Here is a 15,901-nt window from a genome sequence, read left to right as displayed (position 1 = left end):
GAAAAATTTATCCTGCAGTGGGGGGCCTGACAAACGCAAAACAGCAGGGCTTCAGTTCCCCCGCTGGCTTTGAGGAGTATCGGCATTGGGTCCGGTTTCCTCCGTCACTCCGGTTGCGCCAAAAACCTTGCGCAGGAAACCCGGAGCAATAACAGACAGGGGATTCACATTGACATCCGGATCATCTACTGGCCCGGTCATTCGGTAGGTTACCCCAAATAAACCATCCCCCAGCAATAGATTAATCCCCGGAATAGCGCCGATGGTATTGGAGAAAATGCCAGCCACGGCAATGTCACCGCCGATATTCAGGGTATCTTCCGTGCGGTTGATCGCACCCGTTGCGGTCACGCCCATGGCATTGCCCCGCGCAACACCGTCCAGAATATCGAAGCTGTCAGGGGTCAGGCTGAAATCCACGGTCATCGTGTCAAAGGCCAGGCCTTCATTGTTCAAGGCCGCCAAAATGCCGGTTACAGAAATAACCTCCAGGATTTTGGTCAGGCGCGGCGCATCCAACAGTTTGAAATTGCGCATCTCAATGCGCCCCAGCATGGGATCATCGGCAGTCTGGCGCAGGCCCGTAATTGTCAGCTTTCCGCCTTCCAGTCGACCGGTGATGTCTGCAATGGCCAGGGCCAGACCGGTATCGTCCGCAGTTACATCCAGACTGTGTCCTCCATTGGGCGTTGGCAGATATTGGATGTTCACACTTTTATCTGCCCCCAAGGATCCCAGGACATTCAGGCGGTCGACCTGTTCCCCTTGCAAATCCAGCCTAAAATCGACGTTGTCGACAGACCGATCAGCACTTAGGAAGACTGACTCAACGCTACCTGATATCTGTATCGCAGGTTCCAGAACCGGTGGCGCATCCCTGTCCGTTGTATCGGTTTCATCCAGATCAACAAACGGGGTGATATCCATGCTGGGCCCATTCAAGGTGACCTGATAGATGCCATTAACATCTTTCACCGTGCCGGAAATATTGGTGTTGCCATAGCGCAGGGTTTCGATGGTCGCATTGGTAATACGCTTAAAATCCGCGTTCGCTTGCATTTGACCAACCAGCCGGTGATCCTGACCGCCATCCAGTACGATGTTATCAATGCGATAGCCATTGGTTGGATCAATTCCGATCTTCAACGCCAGGGAACTGGGCGTACCCGGTTCTTTACGCCAATCGACCATATCCACCATCAATGTCGAATGTGTCAGATCGGCCGCCAGATCAATAGTCTGACTGCCTGACTTGAAGGTCGTATAGGTGGCAGACAGGCTGGCCGGGCCTTCCGCTATACCAGCCAGCGGCAGGTTAAAACGACGCAATTCTGAAAGATCCGCAGTGGTGGTGATGGCCAATTGGGTTTGTTGATCCCCCTCGTCTGCAAAGTTTTCATTCCAGATAACACGCGCGGGCGTGGTATCGATGCGAACATCACCTTCCAATACAAGCTTGCCCGGTCGCAGGCCAAGCGCGACGCTTTCTGCAGTAACAACAGCGTCCAATTCCGGACGGGGAACAGAAATCTTTCGCAGCACGGCATCGGTTTCATAAACGATATCATCTGCGTTCAGGTCTGCCAGAAGGGGGAATCGAAACCGCACATCTGCCACTGCGTTCCCGGTAATCCCAGCAGGATTAAGACCAATCCGGGAAATATAGTTGCGGGGACTGGTGTCCAATAGCTGCAAGGCGGTAGAGAGGGGAGTCGCAATCGACAGTCCGATATCAATGGCTTCATTATCGCCGTCCAACCCGGATATCAGGATCTTTCCATCGGTTAACTTTGCATCTTTCAGCACCCCGGCGGTGATATCGATATCAAATGAGGTATCGGTAAATTCAGCCAGTCCGGCAACGCCTGTCGCGGGCGGCAGGGGGCGCAGGTAATGCACCTGCGCCTGATCAAATTCTATCCCGCCGCTCAGGCTGTTTATCGTTATCTGTTGGGGATCCATATCGGGAATGGACAGGGACGCGGCTATTCCGGCCTGATGCACATCGGCTTCAGGAATATTGTCCGTTACCCATTCGCGGGGATTTGGGGCCAGTGTTTCCGGCCAAAAAGCGGGCAGCCGGTTCATCGGCAGGTCCAGCACAAGCCCATTCAGGTCGATATCCATTCCGGTCTCAGCCGGTCGCGCGGATCCGGTCAGTGAGATACTGGGTCCGGATATGTTTTCCTCTGGATTGCTGAAATCCAGGGTCAGATTTTCCAATGTGATGACATTGTCATCCGGGGACAGGCGGGCTGCCAACCGACCCCACAACAGGTCCGGCACAGTTTCCATCACATCCGGGATGCCTGGCAGTTGCCCGGACCCGAAATTGATATCAACGCGCCCGGATAGGGGCTTCATTTGGGGGTCCAGCGCGAAATCGGCACTGCCATCAACCCGCACCGTCACACCATCCAGCAGGCCCAGTTTAGGGGCGGTTTGAGAGATCGTATCCGCGTCCAGGCCGGTAAATAGGATGGATCCCGTCAAGCCGCCGGTTTCCTCGGACGGCTGTGCTGTCAGGGAAATATCGCCAATGCGCGATGTCAGTTCGGCGGTGATATCACGGGGCAGTCCTTGATCGTTTAATTGTGTCGTGGCCGTGCCCGAAATTGGAACGCGCGGCATATAGGCGACGACATTTTCCACATCGTATAATCCCCCTAACCAGACGGCGGCATCAAATGCATCAAATGTTGCATTCAGGGTTGCAGCGGGCAGGGCGCCGTTTGGCGTTGCGTCCAATTCGATCGATCCTGCCGCGCTGTTCAATCTGGAGGTTGCCCGGATGGGCTGGCCCTGGAAATTGAAATCGACACCCAATTGGCCGCTGATGGTCATATCCGGAAGGTAGAATACCAGATCCGGCAAATAGCGGATTGGCAGGTTGGTATCCAAAGGTCCGAAATTTAGTTTTGTTTCAATCCGTTCCGTGTCCCGAAAGACGGAAACCGATCCTGAAATATCGGTATTTTCCGTAGGCGTTTCCAGGGTGCCATACAGCGTTGCCAACAGCCCCGCTGGGGATCGTGACACCCCTAAATTGGCATTATGCAGCATTAGGGACTCCGCAATGGCATGATCGCGAATTTGGATTTCGGCATCAATAATGCTGAAGGATTGCAGGCCAGCCAGAAATGTCTGGGGCTGGGTTTTGCCTGTCAGGGCATTCAGGATCGGCTCTGGAATAAGGGTATTACTGGCTTTTTGAGGGAGGGCGATTTGCGTGCCGGGTTTTGACCCGTCATCCGCGCTGTCGCCGTCCAGCCCGTCCATGGATAAAACCAATTGTCCATCTGGATGGCGGTCCAGTTTTAGGGAAGGGCGGATTAAGTCCAGTTTCCTGACCCGGATGTCACCGGATAACAGGGCGGAGAAGGATACTTCCACAGAAACCTGGGGCAAAACCGCCAGCGGGGCCTTGTCCGCCTCCACCACGGTGACATTGGTTGCGATAACGTCGACCGCCCGGTCCCATCCGCCCCAGATTATTTGCGTATTCTCAACCTTGACCCTGTAGGGCGAACCTTCGACATTAAGCGCATCTTCAAGGATAGGGGTCAGCGCAGATATTGAGAGTGGGCCCCGCGATAGGATATAGACCCCTGCGGCACTTAAAAGGACGGTGCCCAGGAGAAGGCCGATTGTGGCCTCTAAAACAATACGCTTGGCTCGCTTATTCATAGTGTCCTTGGTTCAGGAGTACAGCGACTGCCATAAGGGAAGTCGAAGGGTCATAATAATCGGTTCGCACGGCATTTAAACGCCGCTTTAAGGAATAGTTTGAAAATGGGGATGGTATCCTTTCTTAGCCACATAAATCCGGATGATTTACCGATCCCGGAGGGCGCACGACCTGCTGATAAACCTGTTCTGGCGCAAGACCACCCTGATCATGCGCTTGTGGAAGATTTCTATGCAGACCCCCGTGGGCGTCATTTTCTGAATTTCATCTCAGCCCACAGCGATTTTCTAAGCGCCCTTATTCGACGGGATACAGATGTGTTTGCAGACATTTTGCGGTGCGGGCCGGATGAGGCCGTCGCCCGTCGGATGGCGGCATTACCCAATTTGGATCAGACGGCGACCAATGACAAAACCCTGATGGTAGAGCTGCGCCGGGCAAAGCGTGCGGTTGCCCTGGGCGTTGCAATTGCCGATTTGCTGGGCTTGTGGTCATTGGAGAAAGTGACAGGCACGCTGGCAGATTTAGCCGACAGCGCGCTGGAACGGGCCAGTCGGTTTGCGCTGCGCACCTGGCGGGGCGGCGCAGACGGCACCGTGGGAAATGATACTGATGGTTTTGTTATCCTGGGGATGGGGAAACATGGTTCGCGTGAGCTGAATTATTCATCGGATATTGATTTGATCGTCTTATACGATACCCAGCGCCTGGCGCCGGATGATCCAGATCAGTTGCGCCAGGATATGGTGCGGGTCACCCGTCAGATTATCCGCCTGATGGAGGAGCGCACGGGGGAAGGGTATGTATTCCGCACGGATTTGAGGCTGCGCCCGGATCCCAGTGTCACCCCGTTGGCAATGTCTGTCCGTGCAGCGGAAACCTACTACGAAAGCGTCGGTCAGAATTGGGAGCGCGCCGCGATGATCAAGGCGCGACCTGTTGCCGGTGATCACGTCCTGGGGGAGGAATTCCTGACCCATATCCGGCCTTTCATCTGGCGAAAATTTCTGGATTTCGCGGCCATCCAGGATATTCATTCCATCAAGCGCCAGATCAATGCCTATCGCGGGGGTGCAGAGATTGCCGTTGATGGTCACAATATCAAAATCGGTCGCGGCGGCATTCGGGAGATCGAATTCTTTGTTCAGACACAGCAATTGATCTGGGGCGGGCGTCAGGTTGAATTGCGGGAGAAGCCGACCTGCCTGATGCTGGATCGACTGGCAGAATTTGGCCATGTTCTACCGGAAACCGCCGCAGAGATGAAGCAGTCCTATCACTACCTGCGCCGCCTGGAACACCGGTTGCAGATGGTGAATGACCAGCAGACCCAGACCATGCCAAAAACGCCAGAGGGCATGGCGGCAATCGCCCAGTTCATGGGCCATGCTGACCTGGATGCATTCCGCACGACACTGCGAGAGACCCTGACCACAGTTGCTGGTCATTATGCACGGTTATTTGAGGAATCGCCGGACTTGGGGGGCGATGGTTCTCTGGTCTTTACCGGCAGTGAAGATGATCCAGACACCTTGGACACCTTGTCGCGGATGGGCTTTGAAAATCCATCCCATGTCGCAGAGCGGATCAGGGTGTGGCATCGCGGGCGCTATCGTGCGACCCGCAGCGAACGCAGTCGGCAAATCCTGACGGAGTTGATGCCCCGCATATTAAAGGCTTTTGGTGACACGGCCAGCCCGGACGAAGCGCTTCAGCGGTTTGATAATTTTCTTTCCGGCTTGCCGTCTGGTGTTCAGCTTTTTTCACTGTTTCAGGCGCATCCAGTCCTGTTGAACCTGGTTTCTGAAATATTGGGGGAAGCGCCGCGCCTGGCCGACTGGTTGTCGCGCAAACCGATCCTTCTGGATTCCGTGTTGGGCGAGGACTTCTTTGATCCAATCGTGTCTGATGCTCCCTTTGCTGTGTCTGACGATGATGATTTATCCTCAGCATTGGCGCTGTGTCGCGATTTTCAGGATATCCTGGATGCGGTGCGGCGTTGGGCCAATGATCAGAAATTCCGGATCGGTGTTCAGTTGTTGCGTGGCGTTGCCGACGGGGATCGCATTGGCCCTGCCTATAGCGCCATTGCCTTGCGGGCGCTGCATGCGATCCTGCCCGCCGCATCGGAAGAGTTTGCAGAGCAACATGGCCATATTGACGGTATGGGGATGGCGGTCATCGCCTTTGGTAAATTGGGCGGTGGTGAATTGCTGCCCATGTCTGATTTGGATCTGGTCTTTGTCTATGATTTTGCAGAGGGCGTGACCCAATCGGATGGTGCAAAACCGCTGGGACCACAGGTCTATTATCTGCGCCTGTGCCAACGCCTTGTGACCGCGATTACCACAGAAACCGGGGAAGGGTCCTTGTACGAGGTCGATACGCGGTTGCGTCCATCGGGCAAGGCCGGGGCTCTGGCGACACAATTGGCGGGTTTTGCCAATTACTACAATTTGCCGGACGGGGAGGCCTGGACATGGGAGCATATGGCCCTGACGCGTGCCCGGCCGGTTTATGGCAGTGCAGCGCTGCAGGCGCGCCTGACGGACGCCATTCATACCGCCCTGGTCCAGCCGCGCGATCCAAAGAAATTGTTGGTTGATGTAGACACAATGCACAATCGAATCGCGCGGGAATTTGCGCCGAAATCAGAATGGGATGTGAAGTATCGCCAGGGCGGTCTGGTCGATGTCGAATTTACTGTCCAGGCATTGCAGTTGGCGCATGCAGCGGAAAATCCTTCTGTTCTGTCCACCAATACCGCAGATGCACTGGAGCGATTGCACGCCGCAGGATACCTTACCGAACCCGCTTTCACGGCATTACGCGAGGGGTTGCGCCTGTGGCGGCAGGTTCAGGCGGCAATCCGGTTGACCGCACCGGGGGGTGGGTTCGATGCAGCCAATGCGCTGGAAGGACAGAAGCGGGCTTTGGCGCGGGCTGCGGGGGTAGACGCATTTGAAGATTTAGCACCGCGGATGGAAAAAGTGGCGCAGGCAGTACGGGACCAGTATGAGGCATTGATCGCCACCCCCGCTGCGGGCTACCGTAAAGACCTGACCTGATCAAAGTCTTATCTATCCAAAGGAATTGTCGATCATGCTGACCATATGGGGACGCAAGAATTCCAGTAATGTCATGCCGGTCTTATGGACGGCGGATGAATTGAGCCTTACTTATGACCATAAAATGGTGGGGGGTTCCTTCGGTGGCATCAATACGGATACCTTCAAGGCGATGAATCCGAATATGCGCGTGCCTGTACTGCAAGATGGGGATTTTACGCTGTACGAGTCAAACGCCATTGTCCGCCACCTTGCACGGGCTCATGGTCAGGGCAGTTTGTTGCCTGACAATCTGCAAGAACAGGCACATGCGGATCAGTGGTTGGATTGGCACAAAACGACCCTGACCGGACCCATGATCGATTTGTTCTGGCGCACGGTGCGATGTGAACCGGATCAGCGAAACCCGGATTTGATTGCCCAGGCAAAGGTTGCGACGGAAAAGGCGCTGGCACTTCTGGATGCGCATTTGGCCGGTCGCGACTTTATGGTCATGGATCGTCTGACCATCGCGGATATCCCCTTGGGAACGCTGATCTATCGCTATTACAACATTCAGGTTGATCATCAGGATTTCAAGAATATCAAGGCATGGTATGCCCGCTTACAGGACCGCCCTGCCTATCGGAAAAATATCATGATTCCGTTCGGAACGACCCTTGCGGAATGGGATAAACTCGAACGGTCTTTGGTGTAATCAAACATGTCTCCTCCTGTTGATCCCGTCGCAGCGACACAGGTCCTGCCAAAGAAAGTGGATGTCGTTGTGATTGGCGGCGGCATCATTGGTGTCTCTGCCGTCTGGCATTTGGTGAAAAAGGGCTACAGCGTCGCCCTGTGCGAAAAGGGCGTGATCGGGGGGGAGCAATCTTCTCGCAATTGGGGCTATTGCCGTCAGCAGGGACGTGACCCAAAGGAAATGCCGCTGATCCAGGAAGCCCTTAGGATATGGCGCGGTCTTGATAAGGAGATCGAGGCTGAAACCGGCTTTGCGCAGGCGGGCGTCATTTATGTTGCCAAGACTGAAAAGCAGATGGCCTCTTATGAGCGCTGGGTGGATATTGCAAAACAGTATCAATTGGATACCAGAACCGTTACCCCTCAGGGGTTACGCGATTTGTTGCCAGGCTATGAAACGGGTTATCCAGGGGCGCTGTGGACGCCCAGCGACGGGCGCGCAGAACCGCATAAGGCCGCCCCAGCCATTGCAACATCGGCACAGAAGAAGGGCGCAGCGATTCTGACAGGCTGTGCCGTGCGCGGTCTGGAAACATCGGGCGGGCGTGTGTCTGCTGTGGTCACGGAAAAAGGTGTGATCGCCTGTGACTCCGTCATCCTGGCCGGGGGTGCGTGGTCGTCCCTGTTCCTGAAGCGCCATGACATTGCGTTCCCGCAATTACAGGTCAAATCATCTGTGTTGCGCACAACGGCTGGACCGGAAGTGACGCCTGGGGGGCTTTCCACCCCCGATTTCGCGATCAGACGCCGGAATGATGGCAAATATTCCCTGTCGCGAGGATTTGATTCGACCTTTTATCTGGTTCCAGATGCGTTTCGCTGGATGGATAAATTCTGGAAATCCTTCATGGCGGAACGCGATACGATCAAGCTGCGCCTGGACGGTCGTTTCTTCGAACAGCTTATGCAAAACACCTCCTGGGATCTGAATTCGGAAAGCCCGTTTGAACGAACACGCATTCTGGACCCGGCGGCGGATCGCAAAATTCTGGACAAGGGCTTCGCCAGCTTCAAGGCGGCCTTTCCTGTCCTGAAGGATTTGCAGGTGGAGGAATATTGGGCCGGCATGATCGATACGACTCCCGATGCCGTTCCCTGCATCGCCCCGTTGGAGGCATTGCCCGGCCTGACGCTGGCGTCAGGTTTTTCCGGACATGGCTTTGGCATTGGTCCAGGGGCTGGCAAGCTGGCGGCCCAATTGACGGTTGGGGAACCGCCCTGTGTTGATCCAGAACCCTTCCGGTATACGCGCTTCTTCGACGGCACATCCCTGGCCCCGGCGGAGATTTAGGGGTCGGTTTTGTTATGTTGGGTTTGATCTGAGAGTCAGTGCGACAGGCGCGTTTGGCACGTTTGGCCCTGGATTCCCGCCTGCGCGGGAATGACGAGAGTTATAGGCTAGCGTCACCCCGGACTTGAGGCGGGTTCGATTGGCATGGGTGGTGCAGAATTACCACCTGGGCGCTCCTCAAATTGTTCCATTCTCATCCTGAGGAGGTGCGGTAGCGCCGTCTCGAAGGAGGGGCTGTAAGTAGGGTGCTTGCAGAGGGCCCACCCTTCGAGACGCTACGCCCCTCAGGGTGAGGAGACACTTGCTTAATGCACCGTCACCCCGGACTTGATCCGGGGTCCAGGGCGGCGGGCGCGATTCGCGTGGGTGGTGCAGGAATACCACCTGGGCGTTCCTCAAATTGTTCCATTCTCATCCTGATGAGGCGCCAATGCGCCGTCTCGAAGGAGGGGCTGTAAGTAGGGCGCTTTCAGAGGGCCCACCCTTCGAGACGCTTCGCTCCTCAGGGTGAGGAGACACTTGCCTAATGCACCGTCACCCCGGACTTGATCCGGGGTCCAGAGCGGCGGGCGCGATTCGCGTGGGTGGTGCTGGATTCCCGCCCTCGTGGGAATGACAGTATAAGCATTTCGGTTCCGCATGTCTGAATCCCGTCCCTTGCGCGAAATCTCGAATCGCGACGGAGTCTTATCCGTTGATCGGGAAGGAGCGCCGCGCGCATGCAGTTGGATATGAAAACCCTTGTGGGGAAGCTGAACCCCGCCTGTAAAAAGGCGTTGGAAGGGGCGGCCCAGTTGTGTGTGCAGCAGACCAATTTTAATGTCGAAGTCGAGCATGTCCTGCTGAAATTGCTGGATCAGACGGACACGGATGCGGTGCAGGGTCTGAAGGCCCATGGTGTTGAACTGTCCGACCTGATTGCCGATTTGCAAGGCGCTGTCGAAGGATTCCGACGCGGCAACACCAGAACCCCCGCCTTGTCGCCCCAAATTGCTGATCTTTTGCAGGAAGCCTGGGTCTATTCCTCACTCAGCCTGGGCCAGAATGCGACGCGCTCTGCGGCTTTGCTGCAGGCCGCGCTGGACACGGAATCAATTCGTGCTCCCCTATTCGATGGCGCCCCTGCCTTTAAGGCGATCCCTGCTGCGGGCCTGCGCGACAGTTGGTCTGAAATTCTGCGCCAATCGCCAGAGGTAATGCCCAGTGCGATTGAGGCCAGCAAGGCCGATGCAAAGGCGGCGAAGGAACGGCGCAAAGAGGTCCAACAGGCGAAAGCCGGTGCACCAACGGAAGAAGAACAGGCGGCACAGGCTGCCGCCACCGCCAAGGCGGATGCGCTGGAGCTTTATACGATCTCCCTGACGGATCAGGCGCTGATTGGTGCAATTGATCCGATTGTCGGGCGTGATGGAGAGATACGGCAAATGGTCGATATCCTGATGCGCCGCCGCCAGAACAATCCCATCCTGACCGGTGAAGCCGGGGTCGGGAAGACAGCCGTGGTCGAAGGGCTTGCCCAGCGGATTGCTGATGGCGATGTGCCAGAACCTTTGCGGGATGTGGATTTGCGTGTTCTGGACCTGGCCCTGCTGCAAGCGGGCGCATCGATGAAGGGGGAGTTTGAAGATCGCTTGAAAACCGTCATCGATGCGGTGAAATCCTCCCCCCGTCCGATCATTCTGTTCATTGATGAGGCTCATACGCTGATTGGTGCTGGTGGCGCTGCGGGGCAGGGAGATGCGGCCAATCTGCTGAAGCCTGCCTTGGCACGGGGTGAATTGCGCACCGTCGCTGCGACAACATGGGCGGAATACAAAAAGTATATTGAGAAAGACCCCGCGTTGGCCCGGCGCTTCCAGGTCGTTAAAGTGGACGAGCCTGATCCAGAACGCGCAGTCGCGATGGTGCGAGGCCTGGCACGGCGTCTGGAAGAACATCACAAGGTGCGCATTCTGGACGAGGCGATTGCAGAGGCTGTTTCGCTGTCGGCCCGTTATATCACCGGGCGGCAATTGCCTGATAAGGCGATTGGCGTTTTGGACACGGCCTGCGCCCGGGTCGCGGTCGCACAAGGGGATCGTCCGCCCCAGGTGGAAGCGGCCATTCGTCAGGTTGAACGCCTGTCGGTGGAGCGTGACATTCTGCATCGCGAAAGGGTGCTGGAAGGGGATCACGCCGCCCGGTTGGCCAAACTGGATGCCGCGCTTGCGGAGGCTGAAACCCAACGCGATACCCTGACCGCCCGCTGGGAAGAAGAGCGCGCCGTTGTTGAGGAGATGATGGCGGTCCTGGCAAAGCGCTTGCAGGGCGAACCGCCGGGTCAGGCCTATGCAGATCTGAACGCCAAACTGGTGGCGCTGCAAGGTGATACGCCGATGGTCCCGGTGGAGGTTAATGGCGATACCGTCGCCAGTGTGGTTGCCGGATGGACGGGCATCCCCGTTGGCCGCATGATGCGCGATGACATTCAGGGCGTGATTGATCTGGAAAGCCGGATGAAAGCCCGCATTGTTGGGCAGGATCACGCGCTGGATGTGGTGGCCCGACGCATTCGCACCTATCGCGCGGGTCTGGATGATCCCAGCAAGCCAGTTGGGGTCTTTATGTTCGTTGGCCCCAGCGGTGTCGGGAAGACGGAAACGGCTCTAACCCTTGCGGAATTGTTGTTTGGGGGGGAGCGTAATCTGATCTCCGTCAATATGTCGGAGTTTCAGGAGGCCCATACGGTGTCCGGCCTGAAAGGCGCACCGCCAGGCTATGTCGGCTATGGCACGGGCGGCGTTTTGACGGAGGCCGTGCGCCGCAACCCCTATTCAGTTGTGCTATTGGATGAGGTGGAGAAGGCCCATCCCGATGTGATGGAACTGTTCTTTCAGGTGTTCGACAAGGGCATGATGGAAGATGGTGAAGGCATCGAAGTCGATTTCAAAAATACGGTGATCATCCTGACCTCCAATCTGGGGGATCGGGTCATCATGGATGCGGCTTTCAGTGGAGAGCCAATGTCGCTGGATGGCCTGGTTGCCAAGGTGCGCCCGGACCTGCTGAGCCGCTTCAAGCCAGCCTTCTTGGGTCGCATGGTCATTGTTCCGTACCTACCGCTAGGTCAGGAAGAGATTGCCAATATCGTCCAGTTGAAACTGGATCGCATTGCCAAGCGGTTTAGTGAAAACAATGGTGCCACTCTGGTACTGGACCCTGCCATTGCGCCAACCATCGCAGCGCGATCTGCAGAGGTGGAAAGCGGCGCGCGGGCGATCGACAATGTGGTAACCCAAAACCTGCTGCCAACCCTGGCCGAAGCCGTTCTGTCGCAAATGGCAGAGGGTAAGAGCTTTCAACAGGCCCATGTCTCCCTGGACGGCATGGGCTTTTCCGTGCGGTTTGAATGATCGTGGGTGTGGAATGAGGATTACAGCGATCACCCCCCTCCCAACCTCCCCCCCTCAAGGGGGGAGGGGTAAAATATGGGGCTCCCCGTTGAAGCGTTTCGCTCCCTCCCCCTTGAGGGGGGAGGGTCGGGGTGGGGGTGATCTTTCCACCGGCAGCATAACTGCGCTACGCTCATCGTATGAAACCAAGAACCCTTCGGGCCAATCCAACGAAAGCAGAACACCTGCTTTGGCAGATGTTACGGCAACGCCAGGTCGATGGTCGGAAGTTCCGTCGGCAGCAATTGATCGGTCGTTACATCGTCGACTTTGTGTGTCTGGAATTCAGACTGGTTGTAGAAGTCGATGGCGGGCAACATGCGGATTCACAGTCGGATGTAAGTCGAGATGCCTGGCTGAAATCCGAGGGTTATCGGGTTTTGAGATTATGGAACAACGACGTGTTGCAGAATTTGGAAGGGTGTGTCGAAGCCATTCGATTGGCGCTTGCATCTCTCCCCCCTCCCAACCTCCCCCCCTCAAGGGGGGAGGGGTAAAATATGGGGCTCCCCCCCTCAAGGGGGGAGGGGTAAGAGATAGATCTCCCTCCCCCTTGAGGGGGGAGGGTCGGGGTGGGGGTGATCTCTCGTCTCGCACAACTGGGGGGGGGCGATTCCATGGCTGATCCGGTCGGTTTCTCCCAGGAGAACCAATATCTGGCTGTGACGACGCCATTGGGGGATGATGTCCTGATCCTGCAGGCGGTGCGCGGGACGGAAGGGTTATCGTCGCTGTTCCGATATGAATTGGAGATGGTGTCGGAAGACCCGGAGATCGACTTTACTGCCATTGTTGGCAAGACCGTCACAGCAGCGATTTATTCCGCTGATGGACAGACCAGTCGCTATGTTGATGGTCTTGTGACAGATTTTTCTCAGCATGATTCAGATCCGCGCTTGTGGACCTATCGCGCCATCATTCGTCCGAAATTCTGGTTGGGGACGCGCAAGACAGATTGCCGCATTTTTCAGGATGTGTCGGTTACGGAAATCATCGAGCAACTGCTGGGGGAAATCGGGGTTACGGATTATGCGTTGGAAACAACGTCTGCCTATCAGAGCCGAACCTATTGTGTTCAGTATAACGAAACGGTGTTCGATTTCCTGAACCGGTTGATGGAGGACGAAGGGATCTTCTATTTCCATCGGCATGAAGAGGGTAAACATACATTGGTTCTGGCCGATGATGCTGATGCCCATGCGACCTGTCCCGGAATAAATCGTGCCACCTACCGCCCGACCGGACAGTCCGGGCGCGAGGATGAAGATGCGGTGCATCAATTATCCTATTCGGAACGGGTGGTCAGCGACCATTACGCCACCGATGACTATAATTTTCAGACCCCTTCTACGGAATTGATGGCCAGCGCCGATGGCGATGGCAGTGGGTCTGATATGGAAGTGTATGAATATCCGGGCGGTTACATGGCGAAAAGCAATGGCGACAGTCGCGCCAGCCTGCGCATTCAGGAATTCGAAGCCCTGTCTAAGTCGCTGGAGGGGCGGTCCTCCATGAAATCCTTTATTGCGGGTTATGCCTTCTCCTTGATCTGGCATGGGCGCGATTCCCTGAATGCCGATTACGTGTTGGGGGAACTTTCCATTCGCGCCGACAAGGACCGGTATGAGAATGGCTTTGTTGCCTTTCCCAAGTCGCTTGCTTATCGCCCGCAGCGTAAAACCCAACGCCCGCGCATTCACGGGACGCAAACTGCGCTGGTGACCGGCAAAGCGGGTGAAGAAATATGGACCGATGAATTTGGCCGCGTGAAGGTGCAGTTTCATTGGGACCGGGAAGGCCAGAAGGACGAGAACACGTCCTGTTGGGTCCGGGTTGCCCAGGGCTGGGCTGGGAAAAGCTGGGGAACCTGGTTCCTGCCGCGGATCGGGATGGAAGTCGTGGTGACCTTCCTGGAGGGAGACCCGGACCGCCCGCTGATCACAGGCTGTGTCTATAACGGCGAACAGGTGCAGCCCTATACACTGCCCGACGATCAAACCAAGGCGACGATGAAATCCAATTCATCCAAAGGGGGCAATGGCTATAACGAGTTCCGTTTCGAGGATCTGGCCGGCAAGGAGGAAATATTCCTGCATGCCCAGAAGGACTGGAATTCTGTTGTGGAAAATGCCCGCACCACGACTGTGAAAGATGACGATGATACTGTCACCATTGAAAAGGGAAACCGCATCTTTGAGGTTCAGACCGGGGATGAGACTCATTCGGTGAAGGGGGATCGCAAACTGACGGTGAATGGCTCTCAGACCCATAAGACAGATAACGGCTTCACCCATACCGTGACCAAGGATTACAAGCTGACAATTTCTGGCGACCTGATCATTGATGTGGGCGGCGATATAAAAATTACGGCGGGCAAGAATATCAACAGCGAGGCCGCTCAGAGCATTACCAATGATGCCGGGATGAATTATGAAACGACGGCTGGTCAGAATATTACAAATTCAGCTGGCACCAATATTGATAACGAAGCCAAGATGAACCTGACCAATAAGGGCGGCATGAATGTCACCGATGATGCGGGAACGAAGCTGACTTTGAAGTCTGGCATGACCACGGAATCCACGGCGGGCATGTCCCTTAAGGAAGAAGGCGGAGTTTCAATGGAGATGAAGGGCGGTATGAGCCTGACAGAAGAAGGGGGGCTGACACTGGAGTCTAAGGGCGGGCTGTCAGGCACCTATGAAGGGGGTACGACGGGCACGTTCAAAGGGGGCGTGATGGCAATCCTGCAAGGTGCCATTGCCAAGATCAATTAAGGATCGCATCTGATGACCGACGCAGCTGCTGCGCAAAAAACCGGCCCGCAACCCAAGGACGGGATTTACATTGATCGCGACAAGGCCGGGAATCCCAAGGCGGAATATACTATTGCCGATGGTAAAATTGATGGCGAGGCGCGGTTCTATCAGGACGGTGTTATAACGCAGCAGGGCACCTTCAAAGCCGGTGTGCTGCATGGCGAAAACCGCTTCTATAAAGACGGCGAGTTGTCGCAACTGTCGACCCATCACAATGGCAAACTACACGGCGAATATACCGAATACAATCAAGGGCAGGTCACGGCACGGCACCATTTTACCCATGGTGTTCTAAATGGTCCGACTGAATTCTATAAGAATGGACAGTTAAAGCAGCGCACGATCTATGTGGATGGCTATGTCCATGGTGAAACGGTGTTTTTTGACGAAAATGGGGATGTTCAGCAAACCGTTCCGTTTCACCGTGGACGAAAAGAAGGCTTGTCCACCTTCTACGAAAAGGGCCGCCGCCTGATGGATGTAGAATTTCACAATGATCTGCAGAATGGCTGGCTGACCACCTATTCACCCACCAATAAACCGATGGCAAAAATTCCTTATAAGGATGGCAAAAAACACGGCGAAGCCCGCTATTATGATATGGAAGGCAATGTCGTACGACGTGAGACTTTTTTTGCAGGGAAACTGGACGGTGTTGCCGTGGACATGATGCCAAATGGTACGATTTTAAAAGAAAGTCCCTTTAAGGGTGATCTGTTGCATGGCTGGACCATTGAATACAACCATAAGGGTAAGGAAGTGGCGCGCCAACAGTTCCAGGAAGGGGAGCCGGTTTCTGCAAAGCTGGAAAAAACCCGGTTTGGACATCGTGAGAAAGATGAGTCAAACGACGATTGATTTAAGCA

Annotated in this window: 8 protein-coding genes; 7 read left to right on the top strand and 1 reads right to left on the bottom strand. The window is 55.6% G+C overall.

Translation table 11 applies throughout. From position 1 onward, the window contains the following. Positions 1-51: 51 nt before the first annotated feature. Complete coding sequence (locus tag ACOSDR_RS14155) at positions 52-3,687, bottom strand: DUF3971 domain-containing protein (RefSeq protein WP_420731676.1); 3,636 nt, start codon at positions 3,685-3,687, stop codon at positions 52-54. A 105-nt stretch (positions 3,688-3,792) separates the two neighbouring features. Between ACOSDR_RS14155 and ACOSDR_RS14150 the strand changes: the two genes are divergently transcribed. The 7 genes from ACOSDR_RS14150 (at position 3,793) to ACOSDR_RS14120 (ending at position 15,893) form a co-directional block, all read left to right on the top strand. Beyond that, entirely contained in the window at positions 3,793-6,756 is a 2,964-nt protein-coding gene (locus ACOSDR_RS14150; RefSeq protein WP_420731675.1) for a bifunctional [glutamine synthetase] adenylyltransferase/[glutamine synthetase]-adenylyl-L-tyrosine phosphorylase, read from the top strand. Positions 6,757-6,790: 34 nt separating this feature from the next. Beyond that, a complete protein-coding gene (locus tag ACOSDR_RS14145) occupies positions 6,791-7,453 on the top strand; it encodes a glutathione S-transferase family protein (protein WP_420731674.1) in 663 nt (220 codons plus the stop codon). A gap of 6 nt (positions 7,454-7,459) precedes the next feature. After that, positions 7,460-8,785: an NAD(P)/FAD-dependent oxidoreductase gene (locus ACOSDR_RS14140; RefSeq protein ID WP_420731673.1), complete on the top strand. Its 1,326-nt coding sequence runs from the start codon at positions 7,460-7,462 to the stop codon at positions 8,783-8,785. Positions 8,786-9,504: 719 nt separating this feature from the next. Continuing rightward, positions 9,505-12,177 (top strand): type VI secretion system ATPase TssH, encoded by a 2,673-nt coding sequence (gene tssH / locus ACOSDR_RS14135; protein WP_420731672.1) that lies wholly within the window; start codon positions 9,505-9,507, stop codon positions 12,175-12,177. A gap of 179 nt (positions 12,178-12,356) precedes the next feature. Then, positions 12,357-12,713: an endonuclease domain-containing protein gene (locus ACOSDR_RS14130; RefSeq protein WP_420731671.1), complete on the top strand. Its 357-nt coding sequence runs from the start codon at positions 12,357-12,359 to the stop codon at positions 12,711-12,713. Positions 12,714-12,833: 120 nt separating this feature from the next. Further along, positions 12,834-14,993, top strand: coding sequence for a type VI secretion system Vgr family protein (locus ACOSDR_RS14125; RefSeq protein ID WP_420731670.1), 2,160 nt, complete (start codon positions 12,834-12,836; stop codon positions 14,991-14,993). A gap of 12 nt (positions 14,994-15,005) precedes the next feature. Next, on the top strand, positions 15,006-15,893 hold the full coding sequence (locus ACOSDR_RS14120) for a toxin-antitoxin system YwqK family antitoxin (protein WP_420725378.1): 888 nt from the start codon (positions 15,006-15,008) through the stop codon (positions 15,891-15,893). Positions 15,894-15,901: the final 8 nt, after the last annotated feature.

This window comes from Hwanghaeella sp. 1Z406, from assembly GCF_048892425.1.
Lineage (GTDB): Bacteria > Pseudomonadota > Alphaproteobacteria > UBA8366 > Aestuariispiraceae > Pacificispira.
This window is presented reverse-complemented; position numbering and strand designations above follow the sequence as displayed.

What these genes read in the sequence shown, in the direction of transcription:
- ACOSDR_RS14150 (WP_420731675.1), top strand. Translation starts at nt 3,793, where the DNA reads ATGGGGATGGTATCCTTTCTTAGCCACATAAATCCGGATGATTTACCG.
- ACOSDR_RS14130 (WP_420731671.1), top strand. Translation starts at nt 12,357, where the DNA reads ATGAAACCAAGAACCCTTCGGGCCAATCCAACGAAAGCAGAACACCTG.
- ACOSDR_RS14155 (WP_420731676.1), bottom strand. Translation starts at nt 3,687, where the DNA reads ATGAATAAGCGAGCCAAGCGTATTGTTTTAGAGGCCACAATCGGCCTT.
- tssH (WP_420731672.1), top strand. Translation starts at nt 9,505, where the DNA reads ATGCAGTTGGATATGAAAACCCTTGTGGGGAAGCTGAACCCCGCCTGT.
- ACOSDR_RS14140 (WP_420731673.1), top strand. Translation starts at nt 7,460, where the DNA reads ATGTCTCCTCCTGTTGATCCCGTCGCAGCGACACAGGTCCTGCCAAAG.
- ACOSDR_RS14145 (WP_420731674.1), top strand. Translation starts at nt 6,791, where the DNA reads ATGCTGACCATATGGGGACGCAAGAATTCCAGTAATGTCATGCCGGTC.
- ACOSDR_RS14120 (WP_420725378.1), top strand. Translation starts at nt 15,006, where the DNA reads ATGACCGACGCAGCTGCTGCGCAAAAAACCGGCCCGCAACCCAAGGAC.
- ACOSDR_RS14125 (WP_420731670.1), top strand. Translation starts at nt 12,834, where the DNA reads ATGGCTGATCCGGTCGGTTTCTCCCAGGAGAACCAATATCTGGCTGTG.